The sequence below is a fragment of the Nocardia sp. NBC_01327 genome (genome assembly GCF_035958815.1).
GTDB lineage: Bacteria > Actinomycetota > Actinomycetes > Mycobacteriales > Mycobacteriaceae > Nocardia.
This window is the reverse complement of sequence record NZ_CP108383.1, coordinates 2,887,846-2,907,754: the sequence shown is the minus strand read 5'-3', so window position 1 is coordinate 2,907,754 and position 19,909 is coordinate 2,887,846. Positions and strand designations below refer to the sequence as shown.

Here is a 19,909-nt window from a genome sequence, read left to right as displayed (position 1 = left end):
ATGGCCACCCTCGCCGAACACACCGACGCCGACACCCTCCGCCCGCCCGAATCCTCGGCCCCGGCGCTATTGCGCCACACCTGGATTCAGACCCAGCGGCTGCTGCTGCGCTGGGGCCGCGACCCCATCACGCTGCTCGAAACCCTGATCGTCCCGTGCCTGCTGCTGATGATGCTCAATATCGTTGTGGGCAGCCAGATTCAGAAGTTCTCCGGCCACAGCGCCCTCTACGGATCGGTGCCCATGGTGACGCTGGTGGGCGCACTGTCGGGCACCGTCGCCAGCGGCGTCATGCTCGGGCGGGAGCGCGATGCCGGACTGCTGGCCCGGTTCTGGGTGCTGCCGGTGCATCGCGGCTCCGGACTGGCCGCGCGCATTCTGGCCGAGGGCTGCCGCATCTTCTGCGGCACCGTCGTGATCATCGGCTTCGCCATGCTGCTGGGCTTCCGATTCCACCAGGGACCGCTGGCCGCCTTCGCCTTCCTGTGGCTGCCGGTGCTGTTCGGGCTGGCCTTCGCCACCATGGTGACCGCGATTGCGGTGTTCACCGCCAAATCCACACTGGTGGAGGGTGTTGCGCTGCTGTCGTCGCTGCTCATGTTCTTCAGCACCGGCTTCGTCCCGCTCGGCGCGTATCCGAATTGGATTCAGCCGGTGGTGCGCAACCAGCCCATGTCCGTCGCGGTGGACACCATGCGCTCGCTCGCGGAGGGCGGTGCGCTGGCCCGTCCGCTCATGCTCACGATTATCTGGTCACTCGGCATGATCATCGTTTTCGCCGTTCCCGCGGCCTACGGTTACCGCCGGGCCAGCCGCCGATGACCCCTTTGCGTGCGATGTCCGGATCTCGTACCCCCAAAGGGCGCAACACAATCCCCCCATCCAGCCCCCTTTCGTTAAATACCGGACCTGCGGCGCGTCGAGCGCGCGCCGGAGGTTGCGGGGCGCACTATGCTGGCCGCCGTGCTCGAACCCCAATCACCCGTTGCGCCCCATCCGGATATCGCTCATCTCGCACCGCTGCTGGGTACCTGGCGCGGACGCGGACAGGGCGAATATCCGACCATCAATAATTTCGAGTATCTGGAGGAAGTGCACTTCGGTCATGTCGGCCGACCCTTCCTCACCTATCGGCAGCGCACTCGCGCCGCCGACGACGGGCGTCCCATGCACAGCGAGACCGGATATCTGCGCGCGCTGCCGCGGGACCGGGTCGAATTGATTCTCGCGCATCCGACCGGCATCACCGAGATCTGCGAGGGCAGTCTGATCGCCGAGGACGAGGGCCTGCGCCTCGAGCTGGACTCCACCTCGATCGGCCTCAGCAGCAGCGCCAAAGCGGTGACCGCACTCGGGCGCACGATCATGCTGACCGGTAACACCCTCAGCTACACCCTGCGCATGGCGGCGGTCGAGCAACCGCTGCAGCATCATCTGGCATCAACCATGCAGCGGGAGAACTGAAAAACTTCTACAGCGTCCAACCATTCGTGACCTGCGACACTTTCCTTTGATAAGTGTGCGGGATCACACCTGCGGGTTGCATCGAACGCGACTGTCGGATTACCGTTCCTTACGGTGGCAAACAATCAGCCAACCTTAATGAGCACCGGTATTCCGAAACTGACCGTTCGGAACGCCTACTCATCCCCCTAAACAAGGGAGTTGGACCATGAAGCGTTCGGCCCTTTTGCTCATCACCACCGCCGGCATGATCCTCGCCGGCGCCGGCGTCACCGAAATCCTCGGGGACGCCTCCAGCGTCGGACCGCCCGCCGCCCGCACACTCGCCCAGCAGCACTACATCGCCGATCCGGCCTCGGGGGAAATCCAGCCGCTGGCCTGTGTCCATCTCGCACAGGCCCCCGTCTACCGCTGAAGCTCACCCGGTGGTGACGCTCAGTACCCCGACGGCAGGGCAGTGAGCATGTCGCGGGTCACCGCCACCGCATTGTCGGAACTGCCGCCGCGCACCACCAGCGTCGCGAAGGCCATATCCCCGCGGTAGCCGATGAACCAGGCGTGCGAACCGCCGTCCACCTCCGCCTCACCGGTCTTGCCGTAGACCTCGCCCTGATCCGCAATGCGCTCGGCCGTACCGCCGAGCACCACCTTGCGCATCATCAGCCGCAACCCGTTCACCACATCGGCCGACAGCTCCGGATGATCGCCGGAGACCTGCGTCGGATGACCGGAGATCAGATACGGCACCGGGACCGAACCGCGCGCCACCGAGGCGGCCACCATGGCCATACCGAACGGGCTCGCCAGCACCTTGCCCTGACCGATGCCGTCCTCGGCGCGCTGCACCAGATCATCGTCCTGCGGCACCGAACCGGAGACCGTCGGCAGACCGACCACCGAATAGTCCAGACCCAGACCCAGCGTCGACGCTGCCGTCTGCAGCTCATCGCCGGACAGCTCCGAGGCGATCTTCGCGAACGCGGTATTGCAGGAGCGCTCGTACGCGGTCGCCACCGGCACGTCACCGAGTGAGAAGAAGTCGTAGTTCGGAATGGTGCGCTCCCCCACCACAATCCGGCCCGGGCACGGCACCACCGTATCCGGCGTGATGTGGCCCGCCTTCATGGCGGCGGCGGCCGTGACCGTCTTGAAGGTGGAACCCGGCGGGTAGAGACCGGACGCGGCGACGGGACCGTCGGTATCGGCGGCCGCGTTCTGCGCAATGGCCAGCACCGCACCGGTGGACGGCTGGATCACCACCATCATGGCCTGGTCCTCGCGCGCGTCCACGGCATGCTGCGCGGCATTCTGGATATTGCGGTCGACGCTCAGCGAGAACGACGGGGAGGTCTGGGGATCGACCTCCTTCAGCACATCGGTATCGGCGCCATTGGAATTGACGGTGACCACATTCCAGCCGGCCTTGCCGTCCACCTCGTCGATCACCGTCTTGCGAATCTGCGCGAGCAGGTCCGGGGCGAAATGCCGGTCGGTGGGCACCAGATCCCATTGGCGGCCGAAGGTGACACCGGGCAGACCGACCAGTTCCGAGCTCACCTCCTGGTACTCCCACTCCGACAGAACGGCGACGTTGTAGGCGCCGTCGGCCTTGCGGGCGGCGGTGAGAATGGCCTCGGCGGTGAGCCGTTCATCGAACTGCTGCAGCGCCCCCGCCAGCGCATTGGAGACCGCGACCGGATCGGAGGCGGCGGCGCGGTTGAAATTGATGCGGTAGATCGCGCCCGGCACCAGCACATCACTGCCCGAGCGCTCGTTCACCCGCGCGCGCGGCGCGGGCAGCGCACGCAATTGCAGCGTCTGGGTATTGCCCAGCTGCGGATGGATGTCAGCAGACGTCCAGCGCACCGACCAGCGGCCCTCGGTGCGGCCCATCTGGAGCTGTCCGTGATAGTTCCAGACGCGATCCTTGGGCAGTTTCCACTCGTAGGTGTAGTCGACTATCGCGGTGTCGCCGGTGACCCGGGTATCGCCGGAGGTGGCCGTCAGCTTCTCGGCCTGTAGTTGATCCCAGGCGGAAGCCAGTGCGGGACCGGCCTTTTCGGGTTGGGTGGTGAGGTCGGCGGCCGCCTGCACATCATGGTCGGCGAAGGCGGACAGGAAGGCGTCGGCGGCCTGCGCGGGACCCTGTGGTCCCGAGGAGCAACCCACTGCGGCAACCGACACCGCGGCGGCGATCAGCATGGTGAAGACCCGTGTGGACATCGGCACAGATCGTAGAGCCAACTACTGGCAAACATGCGCGACACACTGGGCCGGAAAGGATTTCAGGGAGACTTCACAGAGCTGAGGATCACTTACCGGCCGCGGCGAACGGCACAGGGCGCGTCAATCCAGCAGCACTGTCGCGAATGTCGCGATCTGCCGGAACCCGACCTTCGCATAGGCGGCGCGCGCAACCTCGTTGTAGCAGTTCACATACAGGCTCGCGGTGCGACCGGAGGCCACCACCACATTCGCCACCGCGGCCGTGCCGGCGGTGCCCACACCGGTCCCGCGATGCTCCGGATGCACCCACACACCCTGGATCTGGCCGGTGCGCCGCGACATGGCGCCCACCTCGGCCTTGAAAATCACCTCGCCGTCCTCGAATCGCGCCCAGGCCCGGCCGGATTCGATGAGGCCCGCCACCCGGCGGCGGTAACCGCGGCCACCGTCTCCGGCGCGGGGATCGACGCCGATCTCCTCGGTGAACATGGCAACGGCGGCAACAAGATAGCGGTCCAGTTCCTCCGGGCGCACCCGGCGGACCCGCAGATCCGGCGCGATGGCGGCCGTCTTCTCCATGGCCAGCAGCGGTTGATCGGCGCGCAGATCCCGGGCCGGACCCCAGTGATCGGAGAGCAACTCCCACAGCGGCAGTGCCAGTTCGCGGCGGCCCACCACCGAGGAGCACACCCGCGGACCGCGGACCGCTCGCTCGGCGAAGGCACGTAGATCGGCCCTATTGCCGCGCAGCGGCACCAGATTCGCGCCCGAGAAACATAGGGACGCCTCGGGCCCGCCGCGACTCCACAGTTCCCCGTAGGCGCCGCGCGAATCCAGACCGTAGTCCTGCAACCGCGCCGCGACCATGCAACTCGCCACCGGATCGGTGTCGAGTACGCGCAAAACCTGTGTCAGATCGCGGTTCGCGAGCTGTTGAGCGCCGGAGGCTTTGCCCCGGCGAGTCGGCTCCAGCACACTCCGCACGTTCACAGCCTGCCAGAATTTGTGAGAACGTGCCGCACTATTGCGCCGGACCGCACGCCGACCAGTCGTTTATCCGGCGCTGACAACCGGCGAACCGCTGCCGGCGGCCTCACCCATCTCCTCGGCCAGTCGCAGGGCCTCTTCGATCAGGGTCTCCACGATCAGGTGTTCGGGAACGGTCTTGATGACCTCGCCCTTGACGAAGATCTGGCCCTTGCCATTGCCGGAGGCCACGCCCAGATCGGCTTCGCGCGCCTCACCGGGACCATTGACGACGCAGCCCATGACGGCCACGCGCAGCGGGACCTCCAGACCGTCCAGACCGGCGGTGACCTGGTCCGCCAGCGTGTACACATCCACCTGGGCGCGGCCGCAGGAGGGGCAGGAGACGATCTCGAGCTTGCGGGGACGCAGGTTCAGCGACTGCAGAATCCGGTCACCGACCTTGATCTCCTCGGCCGGCGGGGCCGAGAGCGAGACGCGGATCGTATCGCCGATGCCTTCGGACAGCAGCGCGCCGAACGCGACCGCGGACTTGATGGTGCCCTGGAAGGCCGGACCGGCCTCGGTGACACCCAGGTGCAGCGGGTAATCGCAGACGGCGGCGAGCTGCCGGTAGGCCTCGACCATCACGACCGGGTCATTGTGCTTGACCGAGATCTTGATATTGCCGAAACCGTGCTCCTCGAACAGCCCCGCCTCCCACAGCGCCGACTCCACCAGCGCCTCGGGGGTGGCCTTGCCGTACTTCTCCATCATGCGCTTGTCGAGCGAGCCCGCGTTCACGCCGATGCGGATCGGGATGCCGGCGGCGCCGGCCGCCTTGGCGACCTCTTTGACGCGGCCGTCGAATTCCTTGATATTGCCCGGATTCACGCGCACCGCAGCACATCCGGCGTCGATGGCCGCGAAGATGTACTTGGGCTGGAAGTGGATATCGGCGATCACCGGGATCTTCGACTTCTTGGCGATGATGGGGAGCGCTTCCGCGTCCTCCTGCGTGGGACAGGCCACACGCACGATGTCGCAGCCGGACGCGGTCAGCTCCGCGATCTGCTGCAGCGTCGCATTGATGTCATGGGTCTTGGTGGTCGTCATGGACTGCACCGAGATGGGGAACTCGCTACCGACGCCGACCTTGCCCACCATCAACTGGCGGGTCTTACGCCGTGGTGCGAGGACGGCCGCCGGTGCGGACGGCATCCCCAATGTGATGGCACTGCTCACGATCGGTTGCCTGCTTTCGTCTTGTCCTCACCCGTTCCGGTTCCGAGCTTACCGAGGCTCGGATACCGGTCGCCCTGTGACGGCGGCGACAACGGTACCCGCGCCGGGCGCTCAGCCAGGAATCGGCCGGGGCCTGCTCTTCTTATTCGTTGCAGATGGCGTGAAGGTATACGGTGCGCGTTGTGAAGGTAGCGAACACCGATCCCTGGCCTCGCAACCCGGAAGAGGCCAGCGCCCTTCAAGATCGACTACGCCCTCGCGTCAGCGCCGCGAATCCGCGCCCACCGCATTTCCGCACGATAGCCGGGCTCGATTCGGCCTACGACGAGGACGGCAATGTCGTCGCCGCCATCGTGGTGCTCGATGCCGAAACCCTGGAGACCGTCGACATCGCGACCGCCCGGGGCACCACGGACTTTCCGTACGTCCCCGGCCTGCTCGCCTTCCGGGAACTCCCCACCACCCTGACAGCTCTCGAAAACCTCACCATCACACCGGATCTGCTCATCGCGGACAGCCAGGGCCTGGCCCATCCCCGCCGCTTCGGCCTCGCCTGCCACCTCGGTCTGCTGACCGGACTCCCGACGATCGGCGTGGCCAAGAACGCCTGGGGCGACTACGAGATGCCCGCCCCGGAGCGCGGCTCATCCACCGAAATCACCATCGACGGCGACCCCGTAGGCCGCGCCCTCCGCACCCGCACCGACGTCAAACCGGTCTTCGTCTCCATCGGCCACCTGATCGACCTGGAAACAGCCTGCGCCCAAGTACTTTCACTGACCCCCGAATACCGCCAGCCCGAAACCACCCGCCGCGCAGACCGCCTCTGCCGTCAACTGCTCGCCGAAGGCGTTACGGGAAGAGCTTGACCGGGTTGACGATGTCGGCGACCAGGGTGAGGACCATGTAGGCGCCGCCTATTACTACGACTACGTAGGTGGCGGGTAGCAGTTTCAGGTAGTCGACCGGGGGGCCGTCGGGGAGGCCCTTGCGGCCGCGGAAGAGGTTGCGGATCTTTTCGTAGATGACCACTGCCATGTGGCCGCCGTCGAGTGGGAGCAGGGGTAGGAGGTTGAAGGCGCCCAGGAAGAAGTTCAGGCTGGCGAGGGTGAGGACGAAGAGGGACCAGAGGCCGTGCTGGGCGGTTTCGCCGCCGATCTTGCTGGCGCCGTAGACCGAGACGGGGGTTTCCGGATCGCGGACGCCACCGGTGACGGCGTGCCAGAGGTCGACGACCTTGGCGGGCATCTGGGCCAGCGACTGCACCGTGCGGTAACCGATTTGGCCGGTGAAGGCGACCGAGGCGGGGATGGCGGACAGGACGTTGTGCTTGACGGGGCTGTAGAAGTCCTGGCCGACACCGACCTTGGCGACCGACTTCGGGGCGCCGTCCTTGGTCGGGTAGGTGACCGCCATTTGCGGCGTGACCGGGATGGTGAGGGTCTTGTCGTCACGCTTCACGGTGTAGGTGAAGGGACCGGTCTGCTTCTCGGTCTGGTCGCGGAAATCCTGCCAGGACTTGATCGAGGTGCCGTTGACCGCGGTCACGATATCGCCGCGCTGCAATCCGGCCTGCTGCGCCGGACCGTCGCCGGTGCAGGGCAGCACCGACTGGTCGGCAGCCTGATTGGCGACGCAGCTCATGGCGCCGAGCTGGGTGGCCGGCGGCTGATCGAAGCGCGGCAGGCCCCACACCACGGCCAGCAGCAGGATGAGCAGGAAGCCGAGCAGGAAGTTCATCGCGATGCCGCCGAACATGACGACCATGCGCTTCCAGGTCTTCTGCCGGTACATGGCGCGGTCCAGCTCTTCGGGCTCGAGCTCGTCGAGCGCCGTCATACCGGCGATATCGCAGAAACCGCCCAGCGGCAACGCTTTCAGGCCGTATTCGGTTTCACCCCGGCGGAACGACCACACCTTCGGGCCGAAGCCGACGAAGTAGCGGCGCACCTTCATACCGGTCGCCTGCGCCGCCCACATGTGGCCGCATTCGTGCAGTGCGACCGATACGGTGATACCGAGGGCGAACAGTGCGAAGCCGATCGCGTAGACCATGCGGTTCCGAACCCTCCTGAAGTCAGCCGCGCACGATCGTGCGCGCCGTCTCTCGCGCCCACGTATCGGCCGCGAGCACCTCGTCCAAGGTACTGGGTTCCGCGGTCCACCGGTCGGCAGACTCTACGACCCGCGCCACGGTGCGCACGATCTCGGGGAATCGGATCACTCTGTCGAGGAAGGCCTGCACCGCGATCTCGTTGGCGGCGTTGTAGGTAGCGGTCACGCAACCGCCCGCCTTACCGGCCTGACGCGCCAGCTCGACCGCGGGGAAGACCTCGTTGTCCACCGGTTCGAAGGTCCACGTCGAGGCGGTCCTGAAGTCGCAGGCGGCCGACGCGCCCGGCACCCGGTCCGGCCAGCCCAGCGCCAGCGCGATGGGCAATTTCATATCCGGCGGGCTGGCCTGGGCGAGGGTGGAGCCGTCGACGAAGGTGACCATGGAGTGCACGATCGACTGGGGGTGCACGGTCACGTCGATCTTGTCGTAGGGCACGCCGAACAGCAGGTGCGTCTCGATCAGTTCGAGGCCCTTGTTCACCAGCGAGGCCGAATTCAGGGTGTTCATCGGCCCCATGGACCAGGTCGGATGTGTCTTGGCCTCAGCCGGATTCACCGACTCCAGCATCTCGGCGGTCCAACCGCGGAACGGGCCGCCCGAGGCGGTGAGCACAATGGTGGCCACCTCGTCGGCGCGGCCGCCGCGCAGGCACTGCGCCATGGCCGAATGTTCGGAGTCCACCGGCACGATCTGTCCGGGCTTAGCGGCCCGGGTGACCAGCGAGCCGCCCGCGACCAGCGACTCCTTATTGGCCAGCGCGAGCCGCCGTCCCGAATGCAGGGTCTCCAGCGTCGGCGCCAGACCCAGCGACCCGACCAGTGCGTTGAGCACCACGTCCGCATCGGTGCGGCGGACCAGTTCGGTGGCCGCATCCGGGCCGGCAAGCGCCACACCCAGTTTCGCCGCGGCCGCCTCGTCGGCCACCGCCACATTGCGGGTCCCGGTGGCCGCGATCTGCTGTGCGAGCAGTTCGGTATTGCCACCGCGTGCGGCCAATCCGACCACTTCGAAGCGGTCGGGGTTGGCGGCGATCACCTCCAGCGCCTGGGTACCAATCGAACCGGTGCTGCCCAGCAGCAGAACTTTCACGACGTCGGACACGCGCCCCATTCTCCCCTGCTCCGAAAACGACCCGCTGTGCCGCCACCCTGCTGGCTACGACACTGGGTCGTATGTCACGATAAGGGCCAGCATTCGATTCGAGCCCTATAAGGAGCGAAAGTGGCCGCCACGGAACTGGAATCCGCCCACAGCGCCGGAGTCGTCACCAAGGTCGACACCGCCGAGGTTCCGTCCGCCGCATGGGGCTGGAGCGGCGAGTCGCGTCGCACCTTCCGCACCGCCGGCTGGGTTGTCGTCGTCATTCTGCTCGCCATGCTGATCGGTAACCACAAGGGCAAGATCGAGGACATCTACCTGGTCGGATTCGCCGTCGCCATTGCCGGCATCCTGATCCGCGACTCCCTGCTGCAGCGCAAGCCGCGCTAGTTCGCACGCACGCAAATACCCGGCCTCGCAGACTTTTTCGCGGGGCCGTGGTTGTTTTCTCCTGACCATCAGGCAAACTCGGGGTGGCACACACGCACACGAGTTTTGGGAGTGAAACGAATGCGCAAGATCCTGCCCTCCACGTTGCTGGCCGCTGCCGCCGTCGGCGCGCTGCTGGTGCTGCCCACCGGCACCGCCAGCGCCATGTCCCCCGCCTGCAACCAGGCCAGCGACGTGATCAACAACAATCGCAGCCTCGGCCCGGACGCCGCTCTGACGCAGTCCATCTCCGATCAGCTGCTCGCCATCGACGCCAGCGGCCAGGAGCAGCAGGCCATCGCCAACTACGCACACGCGCTGACCAATGGTGATGTCGCCAGCGTCGGCAATGCCTCGACCATCCTCAACGGCGTGTGCCAGGTCGGGTCGTAGCAACCACCGCTTCGCAGCAGACTTCGGGCCGGATCGCATATGCGATCCGGCCCGAAGTCTGTTGTGGCTGAGTGCTACTCAGGTACTAGCTGGTCGGAGCAGCCGGGGCCGGCGGGGTGGCCAGATCGGTGAAGAACTGGAACAGGCCGACGGCGACGACGGGTCCACCGATGAAGATGGTGCCCGCGACCAGGCCGATGGCGGCCGCGGCCGCACCGGTGACAAGGCAGCCACCGATGGCGCCCGGAACGGTCAGGGTGCCGATGGTGGCAACCGTGGCGCCCGCACCGAGGATGAGACCGCCCGCGAGGCAACCGATGCCCGCGCCGATCACGGTGCCGATGAGGCTACCGATGGCAACACCCACGGAGACCGTGCTGGACAGGTTGCTCAGCGCCTGGTTGAAGTTGGGGTTCGCGGTGGCGTCGACCGGCTTGATGAGCGGGGCGGCCGGATCCAGCGGCAGCGCGGCTGCCGGATCGGTGTTCGGGGTCAGGGTGGCGGTATTGCCGTCGATCTGCGCCGCGACCGGGAAGAGCTGGCCGTTCTTGACGAAGTTCAGCGGAACCGCGGTGACCACACCGCCCTGGGGATCGCGCACCTGGAGCTGACCGTCGTCTGTGGTCAGCGAGCCGATATCGGTCTTCAGAACGACCGACGAGCCCTCGATCTTGGTGTCATAGTGAATCGCGGTCGCGGCGGCCGGAGCCGGCGCAACGTCCGCGTAGCTCGTGCCGGCAGAGACACCGAGAGCCGCGATGACCAGGGCCGAGGTGGCGGCGAACTTCTTGAAGCGCATAACTTTTCGTCGCTTTCTGCAGCGGACGCACTACCTCGTTTCGAGGAGTGCGGGTTCTCGTCGAGCACCCGAGATAAGAGTCGTTCCGTGATGTTTCCGTGATGTTGCCGTCCCATAGCGGTATGGAGTCAGTGAGCCGGTTTTCGTTACGTTTAACGTGCAGCAGGTCTTTTTCACAGGAATGAGTCGACTCATCGGCGCACGAAAAGGGCCCGCCACCACCGATTCGATGGCGAACGGGCCCTCAGTTTGCCCAGGTATAACCGCTACTGGTTCGCGGGATCGTTGATTCTCTGGAAGAAACCGATGCCGACGACGATCGCGGCCGGAACGCCGGTCAGGACCAGACCCGCCGCAGCGCCGAGCGGGATTCCGATCAGCGCGCCGGTAATGCAGCCGCCGATCCAGCCCGGCAGCAGTACGGGAGTGCCGAGGAACGCGCCCAGGGCACAACCGCCGATGGCGCCGACCAGCGTGCCGACCATGGTGCCGATCGCGGTGATGACGCCGAACTGCGCACCGGCCGCGCCGACGGCATCGTCGAAGGCCTTCTGCTGCACGACCTCGTGGACCGGCAGGTCGACCGCGCGGGCGGCGGCCGGATCCAGATTCGGGGTCAGCGTGGCGCGCAGGCCGTCGATGGCGGCCTTGATCGGATACTGCAGGCCGTCCTTGATGAAGCTGAGCGGGAAGGCGGTCACCAGACCACCCTTGTTGTCGAGCATCTGAAACTGGTCGTTCACCGTGGTCAGCGAACCGGCATCGGTGGTCAGCACCACCGAATCGCCCTGGATCTCGGCATTCCAGTGAATGGACGGGACCAGCTGATCGATCGTCTGGTTGACGCCGTTCACGATGTCGGAGACACCCGGGATCGCGGGTGCGGGGGCCGGGGCGGCATGTACAGCGCCGGCGGAGATACCGAGAGCCGCGATGACCATGGCCGAGGTCGCGGCAGCTTTGCTGAACTTCATGACATCGTTGCTTTCGTCGCGCGGACACTGCCCCTATCAGCAGCGGAAGGCTTGTGAAGCCTTCTAGTCAAGTGTCCAACAAGGCGATTACTGATGAGTAGCTGAGAAGTCGATAAGAGCCCGAAAATCAGAGTGATCTACGTCAAACGACTCGAAAACCGCACTGCTGAACAAACTTTCAGTCGGTTATAGGCCGGTTTTCTGACATATGATCTGCCTCACTTCAGTGCTGATCGGCTATCGGATCGCCAGTAGAACCGCGCCGACGGCCAGTACGGCCGCATCCGCGCCCGGCACCGCTCGAACGCGAGTGGTCAGGGCGAGTTCGTTCAATACCGTCTGCGCGGCCTGCACCCGGACACGGGCGCCGATCGGATCCCAGTCCGGATGCACGCGGCGGGCGAGGCCCACCCATTCGGCGATGTACGAGTGCTGCGCGGCGCGGGCGCGGTGCCGATCGGCGTCGGGCAGATGCATGGTCTCCGAGACCAGGATCTGGACCAGATCGGGATTCTCCGCGACAAAGCCGCCATAGCTGCGCAACAACCGGTCCAGTCCGTCACCGGCGTCGGAGGCCCGGGCGAAGGCGCGGCTCATATCCATCCGCAGCCACTCGTTGCCGCGGAACACCACGGCCAGCAGGATATCGGCCTTGCCGGGGAAATGGTTGTAGACGCTGGGCCCGGTGATGCCGACGGCCTCCCCGATATCGTCCACGCTCACACCGGTGAAACCCTGGCGAGCGAAGAGTTTCGCCGCCTCGGCGAGAATCGCTTCGCGCCGTGATCTGGTCATCGAAAGACGCTTCTTCCCGGCCTGATTCGCGGCGACCTCGGGCAGCGCGATCGGGGTGTCCACCGCCGCCGAGACGAGTTCGTCCAGCAGCGCGGTGAATCCGGGTTCGGGCAGCGACAGACTGTGGAACGACATGCTGTCGGCCACCGCCAGCGCACAGCGCGCGAGCAGATCCGCCTCCACCGCGTTCAGCTCCGGGCGGCGCTCGCGCACCAGCTCGGTGAGGCGGGCGAGGATCCGCTGGGTGAGAGTGCGGAACGCGGCCCGGTGCTCGGCGGACAGATGCCTGCCCTCGCGCCGCCACAGCACTCCCACATGCCGGTGCGCGAGGGTTTCGGCGGCGAGGCTCGCGCCGATATCGTCCGCGGCGGTCTCCGCCAGGGCGGCGTCGATGGTGGTCAGGGCAGTACCGAGCACGGTGGCGAGCAGATCCTGTTTGCCGCGGAAGTGGCGATAGAGCGCGGACGGCCCGATGGCCACCGCCGCGGCGACCTCGCCCATACCGACGGTGGCATAACCCTTGCGGTAGAACAGCTCCGAGGCCGCCCGGACGATCAGCTCGCGCCGATTGGCCGGGCGGGTGCCACGGGCAGGCCCGATGACAGTGGTCGCCTCCGGGCCGCTCGTCATACCGCTCCTCTACCGGTCCGTGCCGTCACTCGTCCCGCCGCGTTCAGAGCGAACGGGCGATGAGTTCCTTCATCACTTCATTGGCGCCCGCGTAGATGCGCTGGACGCGGGCGTCGGCGTACATGCGGGCGATCGGGTACTCCAGCATGTAGCCGTAGCCGCCGAAGAGCTGGACACAGCGGTCGACGACCTGCCCCTGAATATCGGTGCTGTACGCCTTCGCCATGGACGCGGTGGCGCCGTCGAGTTCACCGCGCAGATGGCGTTCGATGCAGTTGTCGACGAAAACGCGGGATACCTGTGCGAGCGTGGCGCATTCGGCGAGTTCGAAGCGAGTGTTCTGCATATCGAACAGCGGTGCGCCGAAGGCCTGACGCTCCTTGGTGTAGTGCACCGTCAGCCGGACGGCGGCCTGGGTTGCCGCGGCCGCGCAGACCGCGACGATCAGGCGCTCGTGCGCGAGCTGCTTCATGAGATAACCGAAGCCCGCGCCCTCGTCGCCGAGCCGGTGCGAAACCGGCACGCGCACTTCGTCGAAGAAGAGTTCGGCGGTGTCCTGGCCCTTCATGCCGACCTTGTCGAGCAGCCGGCCGACGCGGTATCCCTCGGCATGGGCGGTCTCGACCACCAGCAGCGAGATGCCCTTCGCCCCGGCGGCCGGATCGGTCTTGGCCACCACGATCACCAGATCGGCGTGCTTGCCGTTGGAGATGAAGGTTTTCGCGCCATTGAGCCGGTAGTGCTCGCCATCGCGAACCGCGGTGGTGCGCAGGGCTTTCAGGTCCGAGCCCGCGCCGGGTTCGGTCATGGCGATGGCGCCGACGATCGCGCCGCTGGCCATACCGGGCAGCCAGCGCCGCTTCTGCTCCTCGGTGCCGTAGGCGAGGAGGTAGTGTGCGACCAGCCCGCTGTGCACCATATTGCCGAAACCGGTGTCCCCGAGCCCGTATTGGGCGTCGAAGATGGCGAAGTCGTGGGCCAGGGTGCCCCCGCCTCCGCCGTACTCCTCCGGAATAGAGGCGCAGAGCAGTCCGAGATCGCCCGCCTTGTTCCAGAATTCGCGATCGACGTACTTCTGGGCCGCGAATCGCTCGTGGTGCGGCAGCAATTCGGCGTCGAAGAATTTGGTCGCCATATCCTTCAGGGCGGTGATCTCGTCATCGACCCAGGGCGAGCGGTACACAGGGGTGGTCACGTAGTGCCGTCCTAGATATTGAAGCCGCCGCCGCAGAGCAGAGTCTGCGCGCTGACGTAGTTGGATTCGGGAAGGCAGAACAGGTAGACCGCACCGGCGGCTTCGGCCGGGGTGCCCGCCCGGCCGAGCGGGACCATCTGCTCCATGGCGGACAGCAGATCCGGGTTCACGCCGACCTTGAGCTTCTTGCCCTCGATGTCGATGGTGCTGTCGCCGCCGGCGGGCGCCTCGGTGAGCCGGGTCTTGATCAGGCCGAAGGCGACCGTGTTCACGGTGACGTTGTAGCGGCCCCACTCCTTGGCCAGGGTCTTGGTCAGGCCGGTGATGCCCGCCTTGGCGGAGGAGTAATTGGCCTGTCCCGCATTGCCTCCGGTGCCGGCCATGGAGGAGATGTTCACGACCTTGCGGCACGGGACCGGCTCCCCCGCCGCCTTGGCCTTCTTCACCGCGGCGGCGATGACCGGCTGTGCGGCGCGCAGAATCCGGAACGGGGCCTTGAGGTGGACGTCAAGAATGGCGTCCCACTGCTCGTCGGTCATCTTCTGGATGACCGAATCCCAGGTGTAGCCGGCGTTATTGACGATGATGTCCAGGCCGCCGAAATTGTCGACGGCGGCCTGCACGAAACGCTCGCCGAAATCGACGTCGGTGACACTGCCGACACACGAAACCGCCTGCCCGCCTGCGGCTTCGATGGCTGCGACGGTGTCCTTGGCCGGATCGGCATCGAGGTCGTTGACCACGACCTTGGCGCCCTCGGAGGCGAGCTTCAGTGCGATCTCACGGCCGATGCCGCGGCCGGAGCCGGAGACAATGGCGACCTTGCCATCAAGAGTTCCCATGGGAGACATAACCTTTCAGTGTGGATGAATGCGGTGTGGATGAATGCGGTGTGGATGAATGCGGTGTGGATGAATGCGGTGTGGATGAATGACGCTCAGAGGGCGACGACGGCGTCACCGACGAGGGTGACCGTGCCGTCGTCCAGAGTTACGGCGAGTTCGAGGGTGGCGCGGCGTTCGCCGTCGACCTCCTCGACGGCGGTGACCCGGCCCGTGGCGGTCGGGATGCCGTGCACCGGCGTAATGGCGGCGAACCGCACGCTGTAGGAGCGAATCGACTGCTGCGGAACCCAATCGGTGAGCAACCGGCCGAGATAGCCCATGGACAGCATGCCGTGCGCGAAGACATCGGCGAGCCCGGCGGATTTCGCCACATCGAGATCGATGTGAATCGGATTGTGGTCACCCGACGCGCCCGCGAACAGGGCCAGCGTGGTGCGCGAGATCGACTGAATCTTCAAGGGCGGCAGCTCGGTACCTACCTCGACGGTGTGTGATGCGGTCATTTTCCTGCTCCCGGATTCCGGATGACGATGACGGACTTCAGGTCCGCGACCGGCGACCCGTCCGCGCGGGTGACGGCGGTTTCCTTGACCAGGAATTCGAGCGCGCCGCCCTTCTTGCTGTAGACGTCGGTAATGCGCGGCCGGGCGGTCAGCACGTCACCGGCGACGGCCGGTGAGTGATAGGTGAAGGTCTGCTCGCCGTGCAGGACGAACCGCAGATCGACGCCCGCTTCGGCGAGAAACGTGAACGGGTCCGGGTTTTCGAGTTCGATCGAGAACAGGAAGGTCGGGGGCGCGGGCAGGTCCGCATACCCGGCCGCCTTCGCCGCCTCGGCATCGGTGTAGACCGGATTCGTCTCGCCGATCGACTTGGCGAAGAAGCGCAACCGTCCGGCGTCGACGGTCAAAGTTGTTGCCGGAAGCTCGGTTCCGACAATCGCGGGATCGATGGCCATGCTCAGCTCACCTTCTCGTACAGGGTGACGACGGCCGCGCCGCCGAGCCCGATATTGTGCTGCAGAGCCAGGTTCACGCCCTCGACCTGGCGCGCCTGCGCCTGACCGCGCAACTGCCACACCAGTTCCGCGCACTGCGCCAGACCTGTCGCGCCCAGCGGGTGCCCCTTGGACAGCAGGCCGCCGGACGGGTTGGTCACCACCCGGCCGCCGTAGGTGTTGTCGCCGTCGGCGATGAACTTCTCCGCGGTGCCCTCGGGTGTGAGACCCAGGCCCTCGTAGGTGAGCAGTTCATTGGCGGTGAAGCAGTCGTGCAGTTCGACGACGCGAATGTCCGACGGGCTCACACCCGCGGCCTCGTACACCTGATCGGCGGCGGCCTTGGCCATGTCGTAGCCGACCACCCGCATCATGTCGGTGGTGAAGGTCGACTCGTAGTCGGTCGTCATCGCCTGCGCCTTGATGACCACGGAAGTGTTGAGGCCGTTGGCCTTCGCGAACTCCTCGGAGCACAGGATCGCCGCGGCCGCGCCGCAGGTCGGCGGGCAGCACTGCAGTCGGGTCAGCGGGCCGAAGATCTGCGGTGAGCCCAGCACCTCCTCGACGGTCACCGGATCGCGGAACACCGCGTACGGGTTATTGGCCGCGTGCTTGCGCGCCTTCACCGAGATCTGTGCGAACACCGCGGGATCCATGCCGTACTTGTCGGCGTACGCCTGTCCCGCACCGCCGAAGTACTGCGCGGCCATGGGCGCCTGCTCGTCCCAGCCCTGCAATTGCGTGGTCTGGGTGTCGAAGCGCCCGAACGGGGTCGGCCGATCGCTCCACATCGAACCGAGCGCCCCGCGCATCATCTGCTCGAAGCCGAGCGCGATCACGCACTCGGCCGCACCGGTCTCGATCGCCTGGCGGGCCAGGAACAGTGCCGACGATCCGGTCGAGCAGTTGTTGTTGACATTGACGATCGGAATCCCGGTCTGCCCGAGCCCGTACAGCGCCGCCTGCCCCGAGGTGGAGTCGCCGTACACGTATCCGACGTACGCCTGCTGCACCCGGCTGTAGTCGACGCCGGCATCGGCCAGCGCCTTGCGGGCCGCCGTCTCGCCCATGACGTCGTACGGCTCGGTCCGGCTGGGTGTGGTGAAGGGAATCATCCCGACACCCGCCACCACTACGCGTCTACTCATCAAGACCTCCTGGACTTACTAGTGCTGATTCACTTAGTGAACCTCACGCAGCACCACATGCACAAGCCGTCGATCACATACCGCTGTTTATCGCGGAATAGCCACCGGAAAACTGGGGGTTGCGCCGCCATCTGTGATCGTTGTTACACTACCTACTGTTCACATAATGTACGACGCAGTCACGGCTGCAACCCACCGGATCCGGAGATCGCATCCATGTACCTCACGCAGGGCCTGCACCGGGCCGTTCAGCAGAACCCCGACGGGATCATGACCATCGACGGGGACCGGACCCGGACGTTCCGGGAGGTGGCCGATCGAGTTGCCCGGCTGGCCGGAGCCCTGCGCGCACTCGGGGTCGGCGACGGTGATCGGGTCGCGATGCTCGGGCTGAACTCCGATCGCTACAGCGAATATCTGCTGGCGGTGCCGTGGGCGAATGCGGTGCTCAATCCGGTCAATATCCGGTGGAGTGTGCCCGAAATCGTGTACAGCTTCGAGGATTCCGGCACCACCGTGCTGTTCGTCGACGATGCCTTCGCGGCCGCGCTGCCCGCCATTCAGCAGGGCTCCCCCGCAGTGGCGACGATCATCCACTGCGGCAACGGGCCGGCCCCCGAGGGCACGCTGTCCTATGAGGACCTCATCGCGAACTCCGCGCCCATCGAGGACGCGCGGCGCGGTGGTGACGAGCTGGCGGGAATCTTCTACACCGGCGGTACCACCGGATTCCCCAAGGGCGTCATGCTCTCGCACGCGAATATGTACGCCTCGGCACTGGGTTCGATCGCCAGTGGATACCTGTTCAAGCCCGGCGGCACCTACCTGCATACGGCGCCGATGTTCCACCTCGCCGATCTGGCGGGCTGGATGGCCGAGGTGCTGCTCGGCGGCACGCACGTGATCATTCCGTCGTTCGATCCGGTGTCGACCTTGAATGCCGTTGCGGTGCATCGGGTTACCGATACCCTGCTGGTTCCGGTGATGATCCAGCTGGTCGTCGACCATCCCCGGGTGGGCGAGTTCGATCTGTCGAGCCTGGAGGCGATCATGTACGGCGCCTCGCCGATCGCGCAGGCCGTGCTGGAGCGGGCGATGAAGGTGTTCCCCAATGCCAGCTTCACCCAGGCCTACGGCATGACCGAGGTCGCACCCGTCGCGACCCTGCTCGGTCCGGCCGATCATGCTGCGGGACTGCTGCGTTCGGCCGGCCGGGCCGCACCGCATGCGGAGGTCCGCATCGTCGATCCGGACGATATTCCGGTGCCCAGCGGTACGGTCGGCGAGATCGTGGTGCGCGGTGATCATGTGATGCTCGGCTATTGGAACAAGCCCGCGGAGACCGCCGACGCACTGCGTGGCGGCTGGATGCACACCGGTGACGGCGGCTATATGGACGATCGCGGCTACCTGTATGTGGTCGACCGGATCAAGGACATGATCGTCAGCGGCGGCGAGAACGTGTATTCCGCCGAGGTCGAGAATGCCGTTGCCGCACACCCGGATGTGGCCGCCTGCGCGGTGATCGGCGTACCGGATGCGGAGTGGGGCGAGCGGGTGCACGCCGTAATCGTCTGCGTGCCGGGTACTTCGGTCACGACCGAGCAGATCCGTGAACACGCCAAGACACTGATCGCCGGTTACAAGGCTCCGCGCACCGTCGAGGTGGTCGAGGCGCTCCCGGTCTCCGGGGCCGGAAAGATTCTCAAACGCGAACTGCGCAAGCAGTATTGGGGCGAGAGCGACCGGCAGGTGCATTGATCGCCGGGCCGCGAGCGGTCATTCGATGCCGACGCCGAGGATCCGGTCGAGCGCCCGGGTCCCGGCGGGCGTGATCTTCAGTGCCCGCCGGGAACTGTGGCGCTCCAGCCATTCGGCGGATTCCATGCGGGTCAGCACGGCCGCGCCGAGTGCGCCGCCCAGATGATGCTGCTGTTCGCTCCAGTCGACGCAGAAACGCAGCAGTGGCCTACGGCGGGAACGCAATTGGTTCAGATCGACGCCGAGTTCGGTGAATATCGGCTCGGCGGCCGGGCCCAGTTCGTACGGGTGCTCGTGCAGGGGCGCGGCGATCGGGTCGGACGGTGCGCGTTCGGTGTGCACGCCACCGTCATTGCGGGTCAGCGCATTTCGCTCGAGCAGTGCGGCGGTGACGGCGACGCCCAGTTTTCCGGCCAGGTGGTCGTAGCAGCTGCGGGCGCTGCGCATGGCGGCGGCGCGGGTCGATTCGCGCAGCGAGCGCACCGGGCGGATGGGCGCGAGCGCGGCCACCGCCTCCAGGACCGTCGCGACCTCGGGTCCGGCCAGCCGGTAGTAGCGATGACGCCCCGACGGCTCCACGGTGAGCAGCCCGCCCGCGACGAGCCGGGACAGATGCGCGCTGGCCGTGGACGCCGAGACGCCGGCCTCCGCGGCCAGCACCGAGGCGGGCAGTGCGCGGCCGTCGAGCAGGGCCATCAGGACCCGGGCGCGGCTGGCATCGGCCAGTAGCTCGCCCACACCGGCGATATCGGCGAAGCCGAGTGCAGCAGTCTGTGCGTTCATACCCTCCAGTCTGCCGCGACCACACTTCGACGGGGGACGAAGTGT

General features: G+C 66.4%; 21 protein-coding genes. 7 read left to right on the top strand and 14 right to left on the bottom strand.

Features of this window, described 5'->3' with window-relative positions; translation table 11 throughout:
- The 3 genes from OG326_RS12870 (at position 1) to OG326_RS12860 (ending at position 1,879) form a co-directional block, all read left to right on the top strand.
- Positions 1-822, top strand: coding sequence for an ABC transporter permease (locus tag OG326_RS12870; protein ID WP_327144860.1), 822 nt, complete (start codon positions 1-3; stop codon positions 820-822).
- Between the two features lie 129 nt (positions 823-951).
- Positions 952-1,464, top strand: coding sequence for a peroxynitrite isomerase (locus tag OG326_RS12865; RefSeq protein WP_327144859.1), 513 nt, complete (start codon positions 952-954; stop codon positions 1,462-1,464).
- A gap of 208 nt (positions 1,465-1,672) precedes the next feature.
- Entirely contained in the window at positions 1,673-1,879 is a 207-nt protein-coding gene (locus tag OG326_RS12860; RefSeq protein WP_327144858.1) for a hypothetical protein, read from the top strand.
- A gap of 20 nt (positions 1,880-1,899) precedes the next feature.
- Here OG326_RS12860 and OG326_RS12855 read toward each other — a convergent pair whose 3' ends face one another.
- The 3 genes from OG326_RS12855 to ispG form a co-directional block, all read right to left on the bottom strand.
- Positions 1,900-3,687, bottom strand: coding sequence for a penicillin-binding transpeptidase domain-containing protein (locus OG326_RS12855; protein ID WP_327144857.1), 1,788 nt, complete (start codon positions 3,685-3,687; stop codon positions 1,900-1,902).
- Positions 3,688-3,810: 123 nt separating this feature from the next.
- Entirely contained in the window at positions 3,811-4,674 is an 864-nt protein-coding gene (locus tag OG326_RS12850; protein WP_327146463.1) for a GNAT family N-acetyltransferase, read from the bottom strand.
- Between the two features lie 69 nt (positions 4,675-4,743).
- Entirely contained in the window at positions 4,744-5,877 is a 1,134-nt protein-coding gene (ispG, locus tag OG326_RS12845; RefSeq protein ID WP_327146462.1) for a flavodoxin-dependent (E)-4-hydroxy-3-methylbut-2-enyl-diphosphate synthase, read from the bottom strand.
- A gap of 206 nt (positions 5,878-6,083) precedes the next feature.
- Between ispG and OG326_RS12840 the strand changes: the two genes are divergently transcribed.
- Positions 6,084-6,770, top strand: coding sequence for an endonuclease V (locus tag OG326_RS12840; protein WP_327144856.1), 687 nt, complete (start codon positions 6,084-6,086; stop codon positions 6,768-6,770).
- On the opposite strand, the gene OG326_RS12835 is transcribed toward OG326_RS12840, so the two are convergent.
- A complete protein-coding gene (locus tag OG326_RS12835; RefSeq protein ID WP_327144855.1) occupies positions 6,754-7,956 on the bottom strand; it encodes a M50 family metallopeptidase in 1,203 nt (400 codons plus the stop codon). The genes OG326_RS12840 and OG326_RS12835 overlap by 17 nt on opposite strands.
- Positions 7,957-7,978: 22 nt before the next feature.
- The gene (gene dxr / locus OG326_RS12830; protein ID WP_327144854.1) at positions 7,979-9,127 is read right to left on the bottom strand and encodes a 1-deoxy-D-xylulose-5-phosphate reductoisomerase; all 1,149 of its coding nucleotides are present in this window, start codon (positions 9,125-9,127) and stop codon (positions 7,979-7,981) included.
- Between the two features lie 111 nt (positions 9,128-9,238).
- Here dxr and OG326_RS12825 point away from each other — a divergent pair, with 111 nt between their 5' ends.
- A complete protein-coding gene (locus tag OG326_RS12825; RefSeq protein WP_327144853.1) occupies positions 9,239-9,505 on the top strand; it encodes a DUF2631 domain-containing protein in 267 nt (88 codons plus the stop codon).
- Between the two features lie 120 nt (positions 9,506-9,625).
- Positions 9,626-9,937 carry a hypothetical protein gene (locus tag OG326_RS12820; protein WP_297608755.1) on the top strand — a complete coding sequence of 104 codons (312 nt, stop codon included), beginning with the start codon at positions 9,626-9,628 and terminating at the stop codon, positions 9,935-9,937.
- An 85-nt stretch (positions 9,938-10,022) separates the two neighbouring features.
- Here the strand turns inward: OG326_RS12820 and OG326_RS12815 are convergent, their stop codons facing one another.
- From OG326_RS12815 to OG326_RS12780, 8 genes are all read right to left on the bottom strand, one after another.
- Positions 10,023-10,736: a hypothetical protein gene (locus tag OG326_RS12815; protein WP_327144851.1), complete on the bottom strand. Its 714-nt coding sequence runs from the start codon at positions 10,734-10,736 to the stop codon at positions 10,023-10,025.
- A gap of 266 nt (positions 10,737-11,002) precedes the next feature.
- Positions 11,003-11,710, bottom strand: a complete 708-nt coding sequence (locus OG326_RS12810) for a hypothetical protein (protein ID WP_327144850.1) — start codon at positions 11,708-11,710, stop codon at positions 11,003-11,005.
- A 237-nt stretch (positions 11,711-11,947) separates the two neighbouring features.
- A complete protein-coding gene (locus tag OG326_RS12805) occupies positions 11,948-13,135 on the bottom strand; it encodes a TetR/AcrR family transcriptional regulator (RefSeq protein WP_327144849.1) in 1,188 nt (395 codons plus the stop codon).
- 43 nt (positions 13,136-13,178) lie between these two features.
- Complete coding sequence (locus OG326_RS12800; RefSeq protein ID WP_442790952.1) at positions 13,179-14,330, bottom strand: acyl-CoA dehydrogenase family protein; 1,152 nt, start codon at positions 14,328-14,330, stop codon at positions 13,179-13,181.
- A gap of 11 nt (positions 14,331-14,341) precedes the next feature.
- Positions 14,342-15,172: an SDR family NAD(P)-dependent oxidoreductase gene (locus OG326_RS12795; RefSeq protein ID WP_327144848.1), complete on the bottom strand. Its 831-nt coding sequence runs from the start codon at positions 15,170-15,172 to the stop codon at positions 14,342-14,344.
- A 95-nt stretch (positions 15,173-15,267) separates the two neighbouring features.
- The gene (locus OG326_RS12790; protein WP_327144847.1) at positions 15,268-15,678 is read right to left on the bottom strand and encodes a MaoC/PaaZ C-terminal domain-containing protein; all 411 of its coding nucleotides are present in this window, start codon (positions 15,676-15,678) and stop codon (positions 15,268-15,270) included.
- Complete coding sequence (locus tag OG326_RS12785) at positions 15,675-16,133, bottom strand: MaoC family dehydratase N-terminal domain-containing protein (protein WP_327144846.1); 459 nt, start codon at positions 16,131-16,133, stop codon at positions 15,675-15,677. Before OG326_RS12785 ends, OG326_RS12790 begins: the two co-directional genes overlap by 4 nt.
- 2 nt (positions 16,134-16,135) lie before the next feature.
- On the bottom strand, positions 16,136-17,320 hold the full coding sequence (locus tag OG326_RS12780) for a lipid-transfer protein (RefSeq protein ID WP_327144845.1): 1,185 nt from the start codon (positions 17,318-17,320) through the stop codon (positions 16,136-16,138).
- A gap of 216 nt (positions 17,321-17,536) precedes the next feature.
- On the opposite strand from OG326_RS12780, the gene OG326_RS12775 reads away from it, so the two are divergent.
- On the top strand, positions 17,537-19,081 hold the full coding sequence (locus tag OG326_RS12775) for an acyl-CoA synthetase (protein ID WP_327144844.1): 1,545 nt from the start codon (positions 17,537-17,539) through the stop codon (positions 19,079-19,081).
- A gap of 18 nt (positions 19,082-19,099) precedes the next feature.
- On the opposite strand, the gene OG326_RS12770 is transcribed toward OG326_RS12775, so the two are convergent.
- On the bottom strand, positions 19,100-19,864 hold the full coding sequence (locus OG326_RS12770) for an ArsR/SmtB family transcription factor (RefSeq protein WP_327144843.1): 765 nt from the start codon (positions 19,862-19,864) through the stop codon (positions 19,100-19,102).
- Between the last annotated feature and the right edge of the window lie 45 nt (positions 19,865-19,909).

Coding starts and splice junctions, on each gene's coding strand:
- OG326_RS12770 (WP_327144843.1), bottom strand. CDS start 19,864: ATGAACGCACAGACTGCTGCACTCGGCTTCGCCGATATCGCCGGTGTG.
- OG326_RS12820 (WP_297608755.1), top strand. CDS start 9,626: ATGCGCAAGATCCTGCCCTCCACGTTGCTGGCCGCTGCCGCCGTCGGC.
- OG326_RS12805 (WP_327144849.1), bottom strand. CDS start 13,135: ATGACGAGCGGCCCGGAGGCGACCACTGTCATCGGGCCTGCCCGTGGC.
- OG326_RS12865 (WP_327144859.1), top strand. CDS start 952: ATGCTGGCCGCCGTGCTCGAACCCCAATCACCCGTTGCGCCCCATCCG.
- dxr (WP_327144854.1), bottom strand. CDS start 9,127: ATGGGGCGCGTGTCCGACGTCGTGAAAGTTCTGCTGCTGGGCAGCACC.
- OG326_RS12860 (WP_327144858.1), top strand. CDS start 1,673: ATGAAGCGTTCGGCCCTTTTGCTCATCACCACCGCCGGCATGATCCTC.
- OG326_RS12870 (WP_327144860.1), top strand. CDS start 1: ATGGCCACCCTCGCCGAACACACCGACGCCGACACCCTCCGCCCGCCC.
- ispG (WP_327146462.1), bottom strand. CDS start 5,877: ATGCCGTCCGCACCGGCGGCCGTCCTCGCACCACGGCGTAAGACCCGC.
- OG326_RS12810 (WP_327144850.1), bottom strand. CDS start 11,710: ATGAAGTTCAGCAAAGCTGCCGCGACCTCGGCCATGGTCATCGCGGCT.
- OG326_RS12785 (WP_327144846.1), bottom strand. CDS start 16,133: ATGGCCATCGATCCCGCGATTGTCGGAACCGAGCTTCCGGCAACAACT.
- OG326_RS12775 (WP_327144844.1), top strand. CDS start 17,537: ATGTACCTCACGCAGGGCCTGCACCGGGCCGTTCAGCAGAACCCCGAC.
- OG326_RS12835 (WP_327144855.1), bottom strand. CDS start 7,956: ATGGTCTACGCGATCGGCTTCGCACTGTTCGCCCTCGGTATCACCGTA.
- OG326_RS12790 (WP_327144847.1), bottom strand. CDS start 15,678: ATGACCGCATCACACACCGTCGAGGTAGGTACCGAGCTGCCGCCCTTG.
- OG326_RS12795 (WP_327144848.1), bottom strand. CDS start 15,172: ATGGGAACTCTTGATGGCAAGGTCGCCATTGTCTCCGGCTCCGGCCGC.
- OG326_RS12855 (WP_327144857.1), bottom strand. CDS start 3,687: ATGTCCACACGGGTCTTCACCATGCTGATCGCCGCCGCGGTGTCGGTT.
- OG326_RS12815 (WP_327144851.1), bottom strand. CDS start 10,736: ATGCGCTTCAAGAAGTTCGCCGCCACCTCGGCCCTGGTCATCGCGGCT.
- OG326_RS12780 (WP_327144845.1), bottom strand. CDS start 17,320: ATGAGTAGACGCGTAGTGGTGGCGGGTGTCGGGATGATTCCCTTCACC.